Genomic DNA, 20,144 nt, shown 5'->3' on the forward strand with positions numbered 1-20,144 from the left:
AAGATATTTGAATAATTCGACATCTATTCCATTCTTGACAGTAGTTTAACCAATTGATAAGCTACTAATAATATTTTTAAGAGAATATCGTGAGAGGATGAGTTGGATGTGGGACAATAAGTTTGTTAAAGAAGGTTTGACGTTTGATGATGTTTTATTAATACCAGCTAGATCAGAAGTTCTTCCAAAGGATGTTTCTGTAAGTACGACCCTTTCAAAAACATTAAAATTAAACATCCCAATTATTAGTGCAGGAATGGATACAGTTACTGAGGCGAAAATGGCGATTGCAATTGCCCGAGAAGGTGGCTTAGGCATCATTCATAAGAATATGTCGATTGAAGCTCAAGCAGAGGAAGTTGATCGTGTAAAAAGGTCGGAAAGTGGTGTTATTACAAATCCTTTCTATTTAACCCCAGATGCTCTCGTTTCTGATGCAGAACAACTGATGTCAAAATATCGTATCTCTGGTGTTCCTATCGTTAATGAGCAAATGAAATTAGTAGGAATTTTAACGAATCGCGACCTTCGTTTTATTGATGATTACTCTATTACGATTGATACTGTAATGACAAAAGATCAACTAGTAACAGCTTCAGTTGGTACAACATTAAGAGATGCTGAAAAAATTCTTCAAAAGCATAAAATTGAAAAACTTCCATTAGTAGATAATGAAGGTGTATTAAAAGGTTTAATTACAATTAAAGATATTGAAAAGGTCATTCAGTTTCCAAACTCAGCAAAAGATCATCAAGGGCGATTAATCGTTGGAGCTGCAGTAGGTGTAACCGCTGATACTATGGAACGAGTAAAAGCTCTTGTTGAGGCAAGCGTAGATGTCATTGTCTTAGATACGGCTCATGGTCATTCAAAAGGTGTTCTTGATAAAGTTAGAGAAGTAAGAGAGGCATACCCAGATTTAAATATTATTGCAGGAAATGTTGCAACTGCAGCAGCAACGAAAGATCTAATTGAAGCTGGTGCAAATATTATTAAGGTTGGTATTGGTCCTGGTTCAATCTGCACAACGCGAATTATTGCTGGAATTGGAGTCCCACAGATTACGGCAGTATATGACTGTGCAAATGAAGCAAACAAACACGGCATACCTGTTATTGCTGATGGAGGAATTAAGTATTCTGGTGACGTCGTTAAAGCACTTGCAGCTGGTGGTCATGCAGTTATGCTTGGTAGTCTTCTAGCAGGTGTATCAGAAAGCCCTGGTGATCGTGAAATTTATCAAGGACGTCAGTTTAAGGTATATCGCGGAATGGGCTCATTAGGAGCTATGGAAAAAGGTAGTAAGGATCGCTATTTCCAAGAAAATAATCAAAAGCTTGTTCCAGAAGGAATTGAGGGTCGGGTACCGTATAAAGGACCTCTTCATGATACAATTCACCAGTTAGTGGGTGGTATTCGTGCAGGTATGGGTTATTGTGGAACAAAAACGTTAGATGATTTACGTGAGAACGGACAATTTATAAAAATTACAAACGCAGGTTTAAAAGAAAGTCATCCTCATGATGTACAAATTACAAAAGAAGCTCCAAACTATTCACTATAGCACTCAATAATTTCCATTAGACAGGTTCGGTGCCTGTCTATTTTTTTTGGTTTAATTATGTTAAAATTACGTTTATGAAGTTGGAGAGGAGTTATAACATGAATAAAAATATAAGCAAAGTAATAATCGCAAGTTTTTTAAGTTTCCTATTACTAATGTCAACATTCAGCTTTCCAGCTCAAACGAAAGCGAACTTTGACACAAATGCTTACAATGGCATTTTGTTAGACGCAGAAACAGGTAAAATACTATTTCAAAAAAATATCGATGTACTTTTACCAATAGCTAGTATGTCAAAAATGATGAGTGAATATCTTGTGCTAGAAGCAATTAATACGGGGCGAATTAAATGGGATCAAACCGTTCCAATTAGTACAGAAGTAGCTGCAGTTTCCCATAATACTACTTTATCTAATGTTCACTTACGAATAGATGAACAATATACGGTAAAAGAATTATATGAGTCAGTAGCTATATATTCAGCTAATGGAGCAACTATGGCATTAGCGGAATTAATTTCAGGTTCGTACCCAGCTTTTATAAAGCTAATGAATGAAACAGCTAGTAATTTGGGGATGGGCCAAGAAGGACAGGATTTTAAATTTGTTAACTCAACTGGTTTACCTAATAAGTATGTACCAGCAAATATGCGTTATGAAGGCACTTCAGAATCTGACGAGAACTTAATGACTGCAAGAGCAACTGCAACATTGGCGTTTAAACTAATAAACGATTACCCAGAGGTTTTAGAAACGGCTAGTATCCCTAGAAAGAATTTTAAAGAGGGTACTGCTGACCAAATTTTTATGGAAAATTGGAACTTCATGTTACCAGAGCTTGTTTATGGTTTTGAGTATACTGATGGTTTAAAAACGGGCTTTACGAATGCAGCAGGATATTGTTTTACAGGGACTGCACTTAAAAATGGTCAACGAGTGATTACAGTTGTTATGAAAACAGACTCAATAAAAGAGCGTTTCGATGAAACAAAGCGGATGATGGACTATGGTTTTAATAATTTTTCAAAACAACAGATTACTCCAGCTGGTTTCCAAATTGAAGGCTTTGAAACATTAGCTGTCTCAAAAGGGAAAGAGCGCGAAGTTGCTATTTCAACAGCTGAAGACTTAGCTATTATGATGAAAAATGGCGAAGAAGAGCTTTACTCTGTAGAATTTATTTTTGATGAGAGTTTTTTCGATGAAGAGGGAAAACTAGTTGCGCCACTTGAAAAGGGGCAACAGGTTGGATATATGCAAGTCAATTACCATGGGGATATTAACCATGAGTTTATCATTTCAGAAGCAGCCGCTAGTGAGCAAGTAGCTGTTATTCTAAATGAGTCAGTAGAAAAAGCTGGTTGGTTCTCGTTAACTATGAGAGCCATTGGTGGATTTTTCTCTGGGATTTGGACAAGCGTAGCAAATGCAGTAAAAGGGATTTTTTCATAAAATAGTTCCGAGTTTTGAGTGATGAGTGATGAGTTATTCTAGAAAAGCTTCGAAGCTTGTACTAGTAACTCAAAACTCTGCACTCAAAACTCATAACTCATAACTTGATATTACTTGATACTTTGGTAAAATGAATTACAATATGTATAGTAAAGCAATTGATAAACTGTAGGATACATAATTTGATAGGAGGAATTACATATGGTTCAAACAGGTACTGATCGCGTCAAGCGTGGAATGGCTGAAATGCAAAAAGGTGGCGTAATAATGGATGTTATTAACGCTGAGCAAGCAAAGATTGCTGAAGAAGCTGGTGCAGTTGCTGTCATGGCTCTTGAAAGAGTGCCTTCAGATATTCGTGCAGCTGGTGGCGTAGCTCGTATGGCAGATCCTACAATCGTTGAGGAAGTAATGGCTGCTGTGTCTATTCCAGTAATGGCAAAATGCCGTATTGGTCATATTGTAGAAGCAAGAATTCTAGAAGCTATGGGTGTAGACTACATTGATGAGAGTGAAGTATTAACTCCTGCTGATGAAGTGTACCACTTATATAAACGTGATTTTACAGTTCCATTTGTATGTGGTGCTCGTGACATAGGTGAAGCGGCACGCCGTATTAGTGAAGGAGCTTCAATGATCCGTACAAAGGGTGAGCCTGGTACAGGAAATATTGTTGAAGCAGTAAGACATATGCGCATGATTCAAGCGCAAATACGTAATATTATTGGGATGTCAACTGATGAATTAATGACGGAAGCCAAAAACACTGGTGCTCCATTTGAAGTTTTACTTCAAATCAAAGAAGAAGGGAAATTCCCAGTAGTTAACTTTGCAGCTGGTGGAATAGCAACTCCAGCAGATGCTGCATTAATGATGCAGTTAGGTGCAGATGGAGTATTTGTTGGCTCAGGTATCTTTAAATCAGAGAGTCCAGAGAAATTTGCGCGTGCAATTGTTGAAGCTACAACTCATTACGAAGATTATGAACTAATTGCAAAGTTATCAAAAGGACTTGGTACTCCTATGAAGGGGATTGAGATTTCAAGCTTACATCCTTCAGAGCGTATGCAAGAACGTGGTTGGTAAAATTTCATTGATAAAATCGAAAGGTGTCTAGCTTCAGCCAATTGGCGATGCTTCACACTTTCTTGAAAGGAAGCATTGAAATGGTTAAAATAGGAGTACTTGCGCTGCAAGGCGCCGTGCGTGAACACGTACAATCTCTGCAGTCACCAGATGTCGAAGTTGTTGTCGTAAAGAAAGTTGAACAACTTGATGACTTGGATGGGTTAGTTTTACCAGGTGGTGAAAGTACGGCAATGCGACGCCTCATCGATAAATATGACTTTTTCGAACCATTAAAAGCGTTTGCTAATGCAGGTAAACCAATGTTTGGTACTTGTGCTGGGTTAATCTTAATGGCTAAACAGCTTGTTGGTCAAAACGAAGGTCATTTAGAAATCATTGATATGGAAGTCGAGCGCAATGCCTTTGGAAGACAACGTGAAAGCTTTGAGGCTGAATTAATGGTCAAGGGAATCGCTGAGGATATTATGGCTGTGTTTATTCGTGCGCCACTAATTAAATCTGTAGGTGATAACGTTGAAATCCTTTCTAAGTATAAAGGTGAGATTGTGGCAGTCCGCCAAGAACAATTTTTAGCTTGTTCATTCCATCCGGAGTTGACAAGTGATGCACGTTTCCATCAATATTTTGTTAATATTGTTAAAGAAACCAAAACCAAATGTTTAAATGTTTAAGTGTTGGAAAACCTATAATTAAGTAAATTGGTTATATAAAACATACGGTGAAGGGAAATAGTAACATTTGTTTCTTCTACAGAGAGTCGGTGGTTGCTGTGAACCGATGAAGTGCTTATGTGAATCCGTCCCAGAGTAGATTGCTGAACGAAGAATTCATGCTTCTTCCATTAGGTAGTTCCGGTTCATCTTCCGTTATTCAGATGCTAAGAGGCAGGAAAAAGCCGGAACGGCTTTTTCCTGCAACTAGGGTGGCAACGCGGGTTAACTCTCGTCCCTTTTATTAGGGACGGGAGTTTTTGATGTTTTTGGGTTTATTTTTCAAGTGAATTTCATAATTACCTAAACTGAGCTATATCAATTTAAATGAAGTCCGAATGTATTTTAAGCAACTACATTTAGAACTTAGTAGCGAAAATAATGAATTATGAAATTCATCAAAATAGATTAATTAGAATTATGAAGGAGGAAATGCAATGTTAGATGTAAAAGTATTGAGAGCAAATTTCGAAGAAGTGAAAAAGAAGTTAGAAAATCGCGGTGAGAAGATCTCAGATCTAGACCTCTTTGGAGATTTAGACCGAAAAAGACGAGAGCTTATAGTCGAGGCAGAACAACTTAAAAGCAGACGTAATTCTGTTTCTCAAGAAGTGGCTAAGCTAAAACGCGAAAAGCAGGATGCAGATCATTTGATCAAAGAGATGAAAGAAGTATCAGATATAATTAAAGACCTTGATGAAGAACTACGTATTGTTGAAGGGCAATTAGATGAGATTTTAATGACAATTCCAAATATCCCTCACGAAAGTGTTCCAGTTGGATTAACTGAAGATGATAATGTTGAAATTAGGACATGGGGGGAGTTACCGAGCTTCTCATACGAAGCAAAACCCCATTGGGATGTTGCAACAAATTTGGGGATCTTAGATTTTGAGCGAGCAGCGAAAGTAACTGGAAGCCGTTTTGTATTCTATAAAGGGAAGGGAGCAAGATTAGAGAGAGCCCTTATTAATTTTATGATGGACCTACATCAAGATGAGCATGGATACGAAGAAGTACTGCCGCCATATTTAGTAAATCGCACGAGTATGACAGGGACTGGACAACTTCCAAAGTTTGAAGAAGATGCTTTTAAAATTAGAGAAGAAGATTATTTCTTAGTACCTACAGCTGAAGTGCCGGTGACAAACATGCACCGTGATGAAATTATTGATGGCGACCAGCTTCCAATTGCCTATACAGCGTACAGTGCTTGTTTTCGCTCTGAAGCAGGATCTGCTGGAAGAGATACGAGAGGATTAATCCGCCAACACCAATTTAATAAAGTTGAGTTAGTACGTTTTGTTAAGCCAGAGGAATCTTATGAACAGCTCGAGCTTTTAACTAGTCAAGCAGAAAAGGTTCTACAGTTATTACAACTACCTTATCGTGTCTTGAGCATGTGTACAGGTGATTTAGGTTTTACAGCAGCCAAAAAATACGATATTGAGGTATGGATTCCTAGCTATGAAACATACCGTGAAATTTCTTCATGCAGTAACTTTGAGGATTTCCAAGCTAGAAGAGCAAACATTCGCTTTAGAAGAGAAGCAAAAGGTAAAACGGAATATGTTCATACTCTAAATGGTTCTGGCTTAGCAGTCGGACGTACCGTAGCAGCTATATTAGAGAATTACCAACAAGAAGATGGAAGCGTTGTTGTACCAGAAGTTTTAGTACCATATATGGGTGGTTTAACTTTAATTAAATAAATATTTCGAAAACCGTGACACTTTCCTGGCACGGTTTTCTTTGTATGATATGGTTACTTGGTACCATATTTTCCAGTTACAAGGGTGGTTAAATGTTAACAAGAAAACTAGTCAGGTCAATATTTATGTATTTGGTAGTCATGGTTTTAATTATCTTGGTCGTCTTAATTCCACGTAACGCTGAGATGACTTTAGTTGATGGTGTGATGGAGTACCAATATAAATTTTCATGGGAGAGTTATTACCAAAATGTAAAAATGTATTTTACTAATGTGATAGAAACGAAGAGTCTAGGAGAAACCCAAGGTTGGCAATCAGTGGAGGAAGTTATTATCAGCTATATGCCAGCAAGTCTCAAAGTTATTGGTGCAGCATTTATGATAAGTATGGTTTTCGGTATATATAAAGGTATTTTTGACTTCCGACAATCTGGTAGAAAAACTAGTTTCCTAGGTAACGGAACAACATTCTTATTCCAAGCAATACCGGATTTCTTTTTAATTATCCTTACAGTTTTATTTATTATTACATACATGACGTTCATTCCAATTTTTAGCCAAGGGCAGTGGTATAGCTTTTTATTTCCTTCTATGATTGCTTCGATTTACCCATCAATGTATGTTGCTAGAATCACTTCAGCTGCTTTGACAAATGAAGTAGGAATGCAATACATACAAGTCGCTAAGGCAAAAGGTTTAACAGAGAAGATGGTATTATATCGCCATGTGTTGCGTAATTGCTATGCCTTGATATTATCCCACTGTTCTTCTGTGATGTTATTAATTTTGTCAAATTTACTCATGGTTGAGTTTTTATTAGGATATAAAGGCGCAGCATTCCGGCTTTTTCAAGCGCTAGATTATTCAAGTGTGATGGTAGCTGGGCAACGCTCAAAGTTTGAAGGAGAACTAGTTATTGGCATCTCTTTATGCTTTTTACTCATTGTCCTTTTAAGTAGAGTTATCAGTGAATGGGCAAGTAATCGTCTTGATCCAAGGAGAAAGGAGCAACTATGATTAAGGAGAAGAATTTCTATATAGGTATGACTATGCTTCTTTTTGTCGTAGCTATGATGGTAATTGGACCTTACCTTCCGTTCGTTGATAAAGAATAACTGAACAAACGCTTCGCATGGAGGATGGCTTTTCGAGAGCCCCGTTTCCACCATCTTTATCGAACCCCTTTGAACCATTTGGAACCGATACATTAGGGAGAGACTTACTTTCTTTGATTGTCTTAGGGACAAAGGATACGCTTATACTCGTCTTACTTATTACAGTTATCCGCTATGCAGTTGCTATCCCTTTAGCGCTTAGTGCAATTAAACAAAAGGGGCCAACCTTTTGGCTATTAACTAGTTGGAACAGTGTATTTTCGGCTTTACCAACCATCTTTTCGGCAGTCATATTAATGAATCTTCCCTTTGTCATCTTTGCTGAAAATCGTTTAATAATCGTCATTTTAATTCTGGCATTGATTGAAGTAGGAAGGGTCAGTTACTTAATTCAACAGGAAGGGTTTATGCTTTCAAATGAACTTTTTGTAGAGGCTGGTATTACGATTGGGAATAGTCAGCTAGGTCTATATTGGAGATACTACTTACCAGCATTGTTGCCATCTATTATAACCAACTTTTTTCTTGATCTAGGTAAGGTGATGCTTTTGATAGGGCAACTAGGAATTTTTAGTATCTTTATAGAACAAAGTTGGATCCAGTTAGCGAATGTATCAGGGGAATTGCAAAACAGTAGTTATAATTGGGCGTCGATTCTTGGTGAGTCAAGAGGAACACTAAGAAGAGCTCCATGGATTACCTTTTTCCCCGCTTTAGCCATTACATTTACGATTATTAGCTTTTATTTCATTGGAGAAGGATTAAGGGCACATTTTACTCGAAGACAGTAATTAAATTAAAGAATTTTTCGAAAGATGTTTTGTGTAATTATTCATCATACACAAAACATCTTTTTTGGTTTAACAGAGCATTCGGTTTAATAGTAAATCAATAAGTTTTTATATAAATACAAAAATATGTATGTAGCTACCATAATAAAACTTAATGACCTAATTTAAAGGTAATTATTACAAGATTGTTACATATATTTTTTATGTAACAGAGTGGATTTCAAGATTACCTTAATCGAGCTCTAGCAATCTAAATGTAGTTGCGAATATATTTTACTTAACTACATTTAGAACTTATTGGTGGAAATAATGAATTATGAATTACACTGAACAATCTAAATTAATGTTGTTTAGATTAATTTCGCCCAGTTTTTGAATATAAGGGTATATGCATAAAGGATTAAATTTAAAAAACGATAGTTCTCTTTATAGATAACAAACATTTATAATTATTCAATTTAGGTAGGTAATGTTTTTCTGATATAGACAAATGTATATCTTAAAAAATCTTTGGTCAGAAAACTATACAGACTAAGAGATTTTAAACCATCTGTTACTAAAATGTAATGAGGGGAAGACTGATTATTACTAACTAGTTTAGAAAATTCTAAATTAATTGTAATTTTATTGACATATCATTAAAGGTGGTGTAATATTCAGAATATAATAAATTGTTATTTCTAAAAAACTATTTTAGAAAATTGACTTTTTTGTGAATTTTAATTATATTTAAAAAGGTTAATAGTTTTATAGGATTTTAAGTAAGGTGGTGAGTAGCAACTGGATGTCTACTTTGTTAGAAGTTAAAAACTTAAAAACCCACTTTTTTTCAAAGGATAAAGTGTTTCCTGTTGTTGATGGATTAGACTTTAAAGTTAAAAAAGGTGAGACATTAGCGATTGTTGGTGAATCGGGTTCAGGAAAGAGTATTACATCATTATCAATTATGGGTCTTGTTCCAAAGCCAGGTGGCAAAATTGTTGAAGGTGAAATTATCTTTGATGGCACAGATCTAGTCTCTTTAAGTGAGAATGAGATGTATAAAGTTCGTGGAAATGATATAGCGATGATCTTCCAAGAACCAATGTCATCACTTAATCCAGTTTTAACAATAGGTGAGCAAATTACCGAGGTATTAATCTATCACAAAAAGATTACGAAAAAGGAAGCAAGGGAAAGGGCTGTTGAGCTACTAAAAATAGTTGGCTTTGCTCGTGCTGCAGAAATTTTGGATGATTATCCACACCGTTTGTCTGGTGGGATGAGACAAAGAGTTATGATAGCGATGGCGATGAGTTGTGATCCGAAGCTACTAATTGCTGACGAACCAACGACTGCATTGGATGTAACTGTCCAAGCCCAAATTTTAGAGTTAATGAAGGAATTATCAAAGAAGTTTAGCTCTTCGATTATCTTAATTACGCACGACCTAGGGGTTGTCGCTGAACTAGCTGATCGTGTATTGGTTATGTACGCCGGGCAAGTAGTTGAAGAGTCAGAGATTGTTCAGCTTTTTGATCGACCGTTACATCCATACACTCAAGGATTGCTAAGCTCAGTTCCAAAAATAGAAGAAGATCAAGAACGGTTAACTTCTATTGGAGGGAATGTTCCTTCACCAGATAACTTCCCAAAAGGCTGTCGTTTTTCTACACGCTGTGAACATGTGATGCAAAAGTGTTTAGAAAGCCAACCTGACTTAATTGAAGTGTATCCAGGCCGCAAGTCGCGTTGCTTCTTGCATGAGGAAGGAGTTAACTAAAGATGAGCACGGTAACTGATACAAAAGTGAATTCAAAAAAAGACGCTACATCGGATATTTTACTGGAAGTAAAAGGTTTGAAAAAGTATTTCCCAATAAAAGCTGGGATTTTACAACGAACTGTTGGTCATGTTAAGGCCGTAGACGATGTTAGTTTTTTTATAAAAAAAGGTGAAACTTTTGGCCTTGTTGGTGAATCTGGTTGTGGTAAATCTACCACTGGTAGAGCAATCATTCGACTTTATGAACCAACAGCTGGTGAAATTTTGTTTGAGGGAGAAGATATAGCGAATACTCCTGAAAAAGCACTTAGACCCTATCGAAGAGATATCCAAATGGTGTTCCAGGATCCATACTCTTCACTAAATCCCCGCAAAACTGTGGGCACAATTTTAGAGGAGCCCTTTCGTGTACATAACCTTTATTCGAAAAAGGAGCGAAAGGAAAGAGTAGAACATTTATTAGATCGAGTTGGACTTAATCCAACACTCAGAGATCGCTATCCCCATGAATTTTCCGGCGGGCAACGCCAAAGGATTGGAATAGCAAGGGCACTAACGTTAAATCCGAAACTAATAATCGGTGATGAACCAGTATCAGCGTTAGATGTTTCAATCCAGTCGCAAGTGTTAAATATTATGGATGATCTTCAAAAGAGTTTGGGTTAACTTATTTATTCATTGCCCATGACTTAGCTGTAGTTAAACATATTTCTGATCGGATTGGGGTTATGTACCTTGGTCGGATGATGGAAGTAACGGATAAGCAAACACTCTACCGAAATCCACTACATCCATACACTCAAGCTTTATTATCAGCGATCCCAAAATCGCATCCAAGTGAGGTAAAGCGCGAGCGAATTATCTTAAAAGGCGATGTTCCGAGTCCTTCAATTCCGCCGGCAGGCTGTGTATTCCATACACGCTGCCCACAGGCAATGGATCATTGTAAGCAAGCCGTACCTATGTTGAAAGAGTTAGAGCCTGGTCACTTTGTCGCTTGCCATTTATACGAATAAGTATGATGGCAGATTGATAGAGTCCAACTCTACATGAAATATTCAAAATATTCCGAAGGGGGAAAAGACTTTGAAAAAGAAACTGTTAATTTTGTTAAGTATGATTTTCATGCTATCTATCTTTTTAGTAGCATGTGGTGGAGACAAGACATCCACTGAAGACCCGAAAGAACCAACGACTCCAGCAGAGGAGCCAAAAGATGAAGAAAAAGAGGAACCAAAAGAAGAAGGCCCAGTACAAGGTGGAAGCATTGTATTAGGTACTTCTGGTGAGCCTGTTACTTTTAACGGTAACTACTCTCAAGATTCAGCATCAAGTGATGTAATTGATCTATTATTTGTAGGTTTAGTACGCTCTAACGAAAATTTAGAGATCGTTCCAAGTGTAGCAGTTGATCACCCAGAAGTTTCTGAAGATGGATTAGAGTGGGTTTATACACTTCGTGAAGGTGTTCTTTTCCACGATGGAACTGAATTAACTGCAGAAGACGTAGAATTTACTTATAATATCTTCAAGCATGAAGACTATGCTGGTCCACGTGCAGGAAGCTTTTCTAACGTAGAAAAAATCGAAGCAATCGAAAAATACAAAGTTAAGTTTACATTATCTGAAGCTGATGCTCGTTTCCCAACATTAGCTGGTTATGGTATCTTACCTAAGCATATCCTTGGGGATGTTCCTGTTGCTGACTTAGGTGAATATCAAGAGTTCAACCAAAAGAACCCAATTGGTGCTGGTCCATTTAAGTTTGTTAGCTGGACTCCTGGACAAAACTTAGTAGTAGAAGCGTTTGATGAGTACTTCGAAGGTCGTCCATACCTAGATAAAGTAACATTCCGTTTCGCTTCTGACTCAAATGCTCTAGTATTATTAATGCAAACTGGTGATATCGATTGGATGATCGCACCACCAGCTGAGTTAGCGACAATTGAAACATTTGATCATGCAAGAGTATCTAATACTTTAGCTTTACGTTATGACTATATTGGATGGAACTTACAAAATCCATTATTCCAAGATGTAAAAGTTCGTCAAGCTTTAACACATGCAATTGACCGTCAAGAAATCGTTGACACAATCATGGAAGGTAACGCAACAGTAGCGCATGCTCCTGTATCACCGCTTAGCTGGGCGTACAATGACAATGTTCCAAAGTTTGACTTCGATCCAGAAAAAGCAAAATCTTTATTAGCTGAAGCTGGCTGGGAGCCAGGTGCTGATGGCATCCTTCAAAAAGACGGCCAAAAATTCTCATTCACAATTCTTTCTAACGATGGAAACGTAGTTCGTCGTGACATCGGAATTATCGTTCAACAATACCTAGGAAACATCGGTATTGAAGTGAAAGCAGAACAAATGGAGTGGGGCGCATTCTTAGACAAGATCAACCCTCCAAACTATGACTTTGATGCTGTAGTATTAGCTTGGGGCTTAGCTCTTGACCCAGATCCAAGTGCAATCTGGCATTCAAAAGAAATCGAAAACGGATTAAACAACATTAGCTACAGAAATGATAAGGTTGACGAAATTTCTGATAGTAATACAAAAATTCTAGACCAAACAGAACGTGCAGCTGCACTTGCTGAAGTATGGCAAATCTTAGCTGAAGAGCAACCATACACGTACATGTACTACCCACAACAATTCATTGCATTAAATAAGAAGATCCAAGGCTTTACTCACCACCCACGTTCAAACAGCTACCAATTAAACGAGTGGTGGATCGACAACAACTAATATGACTGTAAGGACAAGGGGGACAATTGTCCCCCTTATTCCTTGTCAGATAAGAAAACATAACTGTTTTTAGTACTTGATGTCTAGCTACAGGCGCCTTGTGCTTTTGTAAATTAACATGAATAAACTGAGGCTCCCGCGGTTGGCGGTAGCCAAGTTTTTCTAATACTTTAAAAAATAACGGTATATAAAGGATTAAAGTATAAGAAAAACTAGGGCTTTCGCCATTAAAAACTTGGTGATAAGCCAAGTTTTTCTATTAAATTGATGTAAGGGGGTAATGACATGACGACTTATCTTATTCGCCGATTAGTAATGATGATCCCAATTCTATTTGGAATATCAATTATCTCCTTTGCTATTATGTATGCGGCACCTGGAAAGCCTGCAGTCATGAATTTGGATCCAGATATTTCTGTAGAAGACCGTGAAAAGCAAATGGAAAAGTTAGGTTTAAATAAACCACCTCATGAACAATATTTAATTTGGATGGGGAATGTAGTAAAAGGAGATTTTGGTACTTCTTTTACAAAGAAACAACCTGTAAAAGATATGATCTTAGATCGATTACCAAACACGTTAATTCTCATGTTGTTTTCAACAATACTAGCAGTCATTATATCAATTCCTTTCGGAGTCTTATCAGCTACCAAACAGTACTCTAAATTAGACTACGGAGTTACAATTACTTCATTTTTAGGATTAGCTACACCAAACTTTTGGTTGGGGTTAATGCTTATCATGTTATTTTCTGTTCAACTCGGTTGGACACCTGTAGGTGGGGTTTCGACTTTAAATGCAGATTTTAGTATCTTAGACCGCCTTCATCACTTAATCTTACCAGCAATTGTTTTAGCGACAGCTGATATGGCGGGTTTAACACGCTACACTCGTTCTAGTATGTTAGAAGTTATTAATCAAGACTACATTCGTACAGCAAGAGCTAAAGGGTTCCGTGAACGTACGGTTATTTATAAGCATGGTTTACGCAATGGACTTATTCCTATCATTACAATCTTCGGTTTAATGTTACCAACTTTCATTGGTGGTTCAGTTATCGTAGAATCATTATTTAGTTGGCCAGGAATCGGTAAATTATTTATTGATGCAACCTTTGAAAGGGACTACCCTGTTATTATGGCAATCACCATGTTTGGTGCTGTATTAACGGTAATTGGTAACCTAATAGCAGATATTTTATATGCTGTTATGGATCCAAGAATTGAGTACTAGGAGGTGGCCGAATGGGAAAACCAGAATTAAATCTACCAAATAAAGTTGGAAACGTGGCCATTGAACAGACGCTTGGGGAACGACGTTCTCTCTTATCGATTATTGTAGCGAAGTTCTTTCAAAATAAGTTAGCTGTGATTGGACTAGTCTTATTATTTATTATCATTACTAGTGCTTTACTAGCTCCCTGGATTGCACCACATGATCCAGATTTTCAAAACTTACGGAATCGATTGGCTAAACCAAGTGCGGAATTTTTATTAGGGACAGATCATTTAGGAAGAGATATTTTTAGTCGTCTTTTATTTGGTGGGAGAGTCTCTTTATTCGTAGGCTTTGTTGCGATGGTTGGAGCAGTTACAATCGGAACGACAGTAGGAGCAATTGCTGGTTACTTTGGCGGTTTAGTTGATGCATTTTTAATGCGACTCGTTGATGTAATCATTTCATTCCCAAATATCTTCTTATTAATAACATTGGTTGCCGTACTAGAGCCAAGTATTGATAAGTTAATTATGGTATTCGCATTCTTGAGTTGGACAGGGACAGCACGTTTAGTACGAGGAGAGTTCTTAACCTTAAAGAAGCGTGAATTCGTTTTAGCAGCCCGGACAATTGGGATGTCGAATACACGAATTATCTTCGGACAAATTTTACCGAGTGCATTTGGACCTGTTATCGTAGCAGCAACACTTGCGGTAGGTGGATTTATTCTAGCAGAATCGGCGTTAAGTTTCCTAGGGTTAGGTGTCCAACCACCAACTTCTACATGGGGGAACATGTTAACGTATTCTCAGAGTGTAACGATCTTTAGAACTGCTTGGTGGTATCCAACATTCCCAGGTGTAATGATTTTACTAACAGTATTATCATTTAACTTTGTTGGTGATGGCTTACGTGATGCTCTTGATCCGCGTGTAACAGAAAAGTAAATACTTGTTTATAAAAAGCTAGCCTTAAAGGTTAGCTTTTTTTTCGTGCTTTAAAAGCATCTATATGTATGCGATAAAATGATGTTTAAATTGTGGCTGATCAATACTGTGATTTACATAATTTTATTACACAGTTTCACATAATCTTATTTAGACTATAAGAATACCCTAAGTTATTACTCACTAACTTCACACTTTTTTCACAAACTGAAAATCAAGCAATTTGAGTGGAGTACGCTATAATAAAGGCTTTTATGACCGTTTTATAGCTACTTGTAAAATCGTTCACATTTCTGTAACAGTAAAAGTGATTTTTATCACATTGTGGGAAAGTGTAAAAAAGTATGATTAAGACAAGAAATATTACAACAAAAAAGTTATTGTTCAGCGCTTTAGAAAAAACCGTTGGATATTAAGAGGTTTTATAAATCAACTGCTAAGGGTTTAAAAAATGAAAGGAGAGAAACCGATGGGGAAATTGCTTAAAAGACTAGATAAGAAGATTTTGTTGTTTACGTTAGCTGGTGTGTTTGCTGGAATTGTTTTATTTGCAGGAACTGCCGGGACTTTAAAGGCAACAGATAGCGGAGAGTTTTGTTCTAGCTGTCATATTATGGGTACAGTTTATGAAACATTCGCAAACTCCAACCACGCATCATTAAGTTGTAATGACTGCCATGCACCGCGAGATAGTGTAACATCAAAGCTTATGTTCAAAGCGAAGGCTGGTATGGGTCATATGTATATGAATACAATTGGAGCTAGTAAAATCCCAGATGTACTTCATGCCACAGCTGACTCACAAGAGGTTATTAATCAAAATTGTATTAGTTGTCACGAACCGAGCTTACAAAATGTGTCTCATGATGTGAAAGATAGTTGTGTGGATTGTCACCGTCAAGTTCCACATATGAAAGGTGACTTTAGACCAGCGGATTGGTTTGAACCAAAAGAATTTTACTTTGTAGAACCAGGTAGAAAATAATGAAAGGGATGAATAAAATGAGAAGTAATACTAAAAAGCCGTTTCTTTTAATGATCATATCATTTTTCTTAATGCTTGCATTAGTAGGTTGTGCTAGTTCACAGGCACAAGAGAAAGAACCATTGAATACCGGGTTAGATCCAAAAGAGTGGAATAGTTATGCATTTAAAGATAAATTCCCGTTACATTGGGAAAGTTTTATGAAGAACATGGTAGATGAAAAAGAGGTAAAACCTAAGAATGATCCTTCAATTGAACCTTACTTACCAATCTTATGGAACGGTTTCGGTTTTGCTGTTGAGTATAATTTAACTCGTGGTCATACGTATGCCTTTGAAGATCAAATGGAAGTTAGACGTATCACGGATAACCCAAATGCAATCTCGGCTTGTATGTCTTGTAAAACAACTTTATTTCCAGCTATGATTGAGGAATTTGGATATGAGAAGGCTTTTGCTATGAACTATCATGATGAAGCAATGCCTTGGATTGATAAGATGACAGAACCAACTAAAACAGATGAACTTGGAAATTATGGGCACGCGTCAGTTGGATGTTCTACTTGCCATGACCCTGTAACAATGGATTTACGTGTTTCATTGCCACAGTTAACAATTTCTTTAGAAAATATGGGCTATGATATCTCAAAAGCAACACAACATGATATGCGTTCTCTTGTGTGTGCACAATGTCACGTAGAATATTACTTTGACCCAGCTAATGACCGTCACACAACTTTCCCTTGGGCTAATGGCTTAAGAATGGAAAATATGTGGGATTACTACGAAGAGAAGTTTGAAGTCGAAGGGCAATTCCAAGGAGAATATGTGTCTCGTCTAACGAATCAACCAATTTTAAAAGCGCAACATCCTGAGTATGAATTATGGAGCTATGGGCCTCACCAATCTGTATCATGTTCAGACTGCCATATGCCTTACCAAAGAGTTGATGGTAAAAAGAAAATTACTTCACACCGTTGGGGTTCACCATTAAAGACTGTTGAAGAATCTTGCCGTACATGTCATGCTGATAAATCTCCAACAGAAATTAAAGATCGTGTAAAAGATATTCAAACAGTTCATAAAGCAGCACTACTTGAGGCTCAAGAAGTTAGCGTACAGGCAACTTATTATGTTAACAGAATGATGACTCGTGAAGTAGACGCAGCTAAGATTAAAGAAGCTCAACATTTGCTTCGTGAAGGACAATGGTTCTGGGATATTATTGCAGCTGAAAACTCTAAAGGTTTCCACAATCCACAAGGAGCTATGGAGTCATTTAGAAGATCAATTTTAGCTTCTTCAAAGGCTATTGAAATTGCGACAATCGAGTTAATGAAGAATGGTGAAGACATTGACGAGTTAAAACGTCAAATAGAAATTACAAAGCAAAACGTAGTCAACGAAACAGTCTCTCATCAAAAACACTTACAGGCAATTAATGAGTGGTTCCCGAACCACCGTGATAAGTAATATTATAGTAAGAAACTCTCTTCAAATGGTTGAAGGGAGTTTCTTTTTTATTTTTAAAGTTAGATATAACAACCTTTTCAGTGCTTTTTTCTTTTCAATTTTATTCAATCTCGTCGCTATATTCATAGTTTTGACACACTTTTTGTGATGGATATCACAGTCTATATAGAGGGGGGTGGCCCAATTTTTCAGAGGAATTGTTAAAAAATATGTAAATTACTATGTTGTTTTTTAGATATTGTGTTATTCGCAGCAGGATATTGGCGGTATATTGAGCTTTGCTACAAAACAAAAGCTATGGAAACACCCGAGATTCCTTATAGCGCTAGTATTATTTATACTCGCAAAAGGTGTGATAAAGTTCACAGTTTGTTCACTAATCACAGTGACATTTCTCACAGTGACCAGTAGTAGAAAAAAGTAACCTTAAGGTAGCAAATAAATAATATTGTGTAAAAAAATAAAAGTTGCTGTTAAACTAAGTTTTGAATTGGTAGTAATAAGTCTACCTGGATACGCTTAACGACTTATACCTAGTTTACCGATAGACTTAGTTTAATATGTACAATGTAAAGGGGGGAGATCATGAGAAATTTATTTCAGAAGATCAATAACAAACTACTTTTATTTACACTAGTTGGGGTGTTTGTAGGAATTGTTTTTTTTGCGGGGACAGAAGGGGCAATTAATGCAACAGATACACCAGAGTTTTGTGCTTCATGTCACGTCTATGAACATACAATTACAAACTTTGAAAATTCAAATCACTCAGCACTAAAGTGTAATGACTGTCATGCACCAACAGACAGTAAAATTGCCAAATATACTTTTAAAGGTATAAATGCAATAAGCCACGGTTACGCAACAACAGTTGGTGCAAGCAAGCTTCCTGATGTTATTCATGCAACAGATAAGTCAAAAGAAATTATCGAAAAAAATTGCGTAAGTTGTCATGAACCAGGATTACAAAATGTTTCACATGATATGAAAGATAGTTGTATTGGCTGTCACCGTCAGGTACCGCACAATAAGGGTGATTACCGACCAGCCGAGTGGTTTGAGCCAGGAAACTTCAAATTTAATCGATAAATAATCATGAAAGGGTTGAAACAAATGCGAGTCTTAAATAAAAAGTCACTCTTGTTGGCCTTGGTTTCTATGTTAGTTATGTTTGCTCTAGTGGCATGTAATAGCTCTAAAGCAGAAGAAAGCATGCCTATGGATACTGGCTTAGATCCAAATGAATACTTAAACACAGCGTTTAAAGATAAATTCCCATTACAGTGGGAAAGTTATATGAAAAATATGGTGAATGAAAAGGAAGTCATCTCAAAGAGTGACCCTTCGCTAGAACCATATCAACCTGCCTTATGGAGTGGTTACGGTTTTTCTCTTGAGTATAATTTAACAAGAGGCCATACGTATGCCTTAGAAGATCAAATCAATATTAAACGTGTAAATGATAAAACTACGGGTTCATGTTTAACGTGTAAAGCTACAGTCGTCCCATTATTGTTAAGCGAAGCTGAATTTGGTGAAGGATATTGGGGTGCAAACTTTAATGAAGAAATTTTACCTCGTGTTAAAGAATTAGGTTTAGGTGGAGAAATGGCTGATTTAGGAGAATGGGGTCACCTTTCCATTGGTTGTTCTGATTGCCATGATCCGGTAACTATGGATTTACGTGTGACACGCCCATCGTTCACTAGAGCAATGGAACGTAGAGGTGTAGATTTAACGAAAGCAACACATAATGAAATGAGATCGTATGTATGTGGACAATGTCACGTTGAGTACTACTTTAAGACAGAAAACAAGGAAGTTACCTTCCCTTGGGATAAAGGTTTAAGAGTTGAGAATATTTATGAATACTTTGAAACGATAGCAAAGGATGAGGACTTTAATTATGACTGGATCCATAATATTTCAGGAACTCCATCTTTAAAAGCCCAACATCCTGAGTTTGAATTATCAAGTTACGGACCTCACGGAAATGCAGGGGTAACGTGTTCAGATTGTCATATGCCTTACCAGAGAGTTGATGGTAAAAAGAAAATTTCTTCACACCGTTGGGGTTCACCATTAAAAACAGTTGAAGAATCATGTCGAAGCTGTCATGCTGACAAATCAGTTACGTACTTAAAAGACCGTGTTGAAGATATCCAAGACCGACACAAAGAAGCTCTATTAGATGCTCAAGAGTTAAATACGATTTCACACTATTATGTAAACCGAATGATTACAGCTGGTGTTTCTGAAGCGAAGATTAAAGAAGCGCAAGATCATGTTCGAAAAGCGCAATGGTACTGGGACTTCATCGCAGCAGAGAACTCGTATGGGTTCCATAATCCAGACGGATCAATTGATGCTTTTAGGGTTTCTTCAATTGAATCACAGGCAGCGATTTTAATAGCTACTGAAGAGCTTGTTAAATTAGGCCATAATATTGAAGAACTAAAACAACAAATCGAAACAACAATGCAGAACATTGTTAATGAAGACGATCCATTCAAAAAGCATACACATGCGACTAATGAATGGTTCCCACCACAAAACTAAATTGTGAAGAAGCG

15 protein-coding genes, 1 pseudogene and 1 other annotated feature are annotated in these 20,144 nt (G+C 37.0%); all 16 genes and pseudogenes read left to right on the forward strand.

Annotated features, from left to right (window positions below):
- The first annotated feature begins 106 nt into the window (after window positions 1-106).
- Window positions 107-1,564 (forward strand): IMP dehydrogenase, encoded by a 1,458-nt coding sequence (gene guaB, locus H1D32_RS00065; RefSeq protein ID WP_261176201.1) that lies wholly within the window; start codon window positions 107-109, stop codon window positions 1,562-1,564.
- Window positions 1,565-1,662: 98 nt separating this feature from the next.
- Window positions 1,663-3,015 carry a D-alanyl-D-alanine carboxypeptidase family protein gene (locus H1D32_RS00070; RefSeq protein WP_261176202.1) on the forward strand — a complete coding sequence of 451 codons (1,353 nt, stop codon included), beginning with the start codon at window positions 1,663-1,665 and terminating at the stop codon, window positions 3,013-3,015.
- A 201-nt stretch (window positions 3,016-3,216) separates the two neighbouring features.
- Window positions 3,217-4,101, forward strand: a complete 885-nt coding sequence (pdxS, locus tag H1D32_RS00075; RefSeq protein ID WP_261176204.1) for a pyridoxal 5'-phosphate synthase lyase subunit PdxS — start codon at window positions 3,217-3,219, stop codon at window positions 4,099-4,101.
- A gap of 80 nt (window positions 4,102-4,181) precedes the next feature.
- Window positions 4,182-4,775, forward strand: a complete 594-nt coding sequence (gene pdxT / locus H1D32_RS00080; RefSeq protein WP_261176205.1) for a pyridoxal 5'-phosphate synthase glutaminase subunit PdxT — start codon at window positions 4,182-4,184, stop codon at window positions 4,773-4,775.
- 38 nt (window positions 4,776-4,813) lie between these two features.
- Window positions 4,814-5,057: a binding site (T-box leader), on the forward strand.
- A gap of 194 nt (window positions 5,058-5,251) precedes the next feature.
- Entirely contained in the window at window positions 5,252-6,526 is a 1,275-nt protein-coding gene (gene serS / locus H1D32_RS00085) for a serine--tRNA ligase (protein WP_261176206.1), read from the forward strand.
- A 92-nt stretch (window positions 6,527-6,618) separates the two neighbouring features.
- Window positions 6,619-7,542, forward strand: a complete 924-nt coding sequence (locus tag H1D32_RS00090; protein ID WP_261176207.1) for an ABC transporter permease subunit — start codon at window positions 6,619-6,621, stop codon at window positions 7,540-7,542.
- Between the two features lie 115 nt (window positions 7,543-7,657).
- A complete protein-coding gene (locus H1D32_RS00095) occupies window positions 7,658-8,431 on the forward strand; it encodes an ABC transporter permease subunit (RefSeq protein WP_261176208.1) in 774 nt (257 codons plus the stop codon).
- A gap of 784 nt (window positions 8,432-9,215) precedes the next feature.
- Complete coding sequence (locus H1D32_RS00100; RefSeq protein WP_261176209.1) at window positions 9,216-10,193, forward strand: ABC transporter ATP-binding protein; 978 nt, start codon at window positions 9,216-9,218, stop codon at window positions 10,191-10,193.
- A gap of 2 nt (window positions 10,194-10,195) precedes the next feature.
- Window positions 10,196-11,211: pseudogene (locus H1D32_RS00105) on the forward strand (ABC transporter ATP-binding protein).
- 70 nt (window positions 11,212-11,281) lie between these two features.
- A complete protein-coding gene (locus H1D32_RS00110; RefSeq protein ID WP_261176210.1) occupies window positions 11,282-12,949 on the forward strand; it encodes a peptide-binding protein in 1,668 nt (555 codons plus the stop codon).
- A 285-nt stretch (window positions 12,950-13,234) separates the two neighbouring features.
- Window positions 13,235-14,182, forward strand: a complete 948-nt coding sequence (locus H1D32_RS00115) for an ABC transporter permease (protein WP_261176211.1) — start codon at window positions 13,235-13,237, stop codon at window positions 14,180-14,182.
- Window positions 14,183-14,193: 11 nt separating this feature from the next.
- Window positions 14,194-15,114 carry an oligopeptide ABC transporter permease gene (opp4C, locus tag H1D32_RS00120; RefSeq protein ID WP_261176212.1) on the forward strand — a complete coding sequence of 307 codons (921 nt, stop codon included), beginning with the start codon at window positions 14,194-14,196 and terminating at the stop codon, window positions 15,112-15,114.
- A 469-nt stretch (window positions 15,115-15,583) separates the two neighbouring features.
- The gene (locus H1D32_RS00125; protein ID WP_261176213.1) at window positions 15,584-16,099 is read left to right on the forward strand and encodes a cytochrome c3 family protein; all 516 of its coding nucleotides are present in this window, start codon (window positions 15,584-15,586) and stop codon (window positions 16,097-16,099) included.
- 17 nt (window positions 16,100-16,116) lie between these two features.
- Window positions 16,117-17,571, forward strand: a complete 1,455-nt coding sequence (locus H1D32_RS00130) for an ammonia-forming cytochrome c nitrite reductase subunit c552 (RefSeq protein WP_261176214.1) — start codon at window positions 16,117-16,119, stop codon at window positions 17,569-17,571.
- A 585-nt stretch (window positions 17,572-18,156) separates the two neighbouring features.
- On the forward strand, window positions 18,157-18,660 hold the full coding sequence (locus H1D32_RS00135) for a cytochrome c3 family protein (protein WP_261176215.1): 504 nt from the start codon (window positions 18,157-18,159) through the stop codon (window positions 18,658-18,660).
- Between the two features lie 24 nt (window positions 18,661-18,684).
- Window positions 18,685-20,130 (forward strand): ammonia-forming cytochrome c nitrite reductase subunit c552, encoded by a 1,446-nt coding sequence (locus H1D32_RS00140; protein WP_261176216.1) that lies wholly within the window; start codon window positions 18,685-18,687, stop codon window positions 20,128-20,130.
- Window positions 20,131-20,144: the final 14 nt, after the last annotated feature.

Source organism: Anaerobacillus sp. CMMVII, from assembly GCF_025377685.1.
GTDB lineage: Bacteria > Bacillota > Bacilli > Bacillales > Anaerobacillaceae > Anaerobacillus.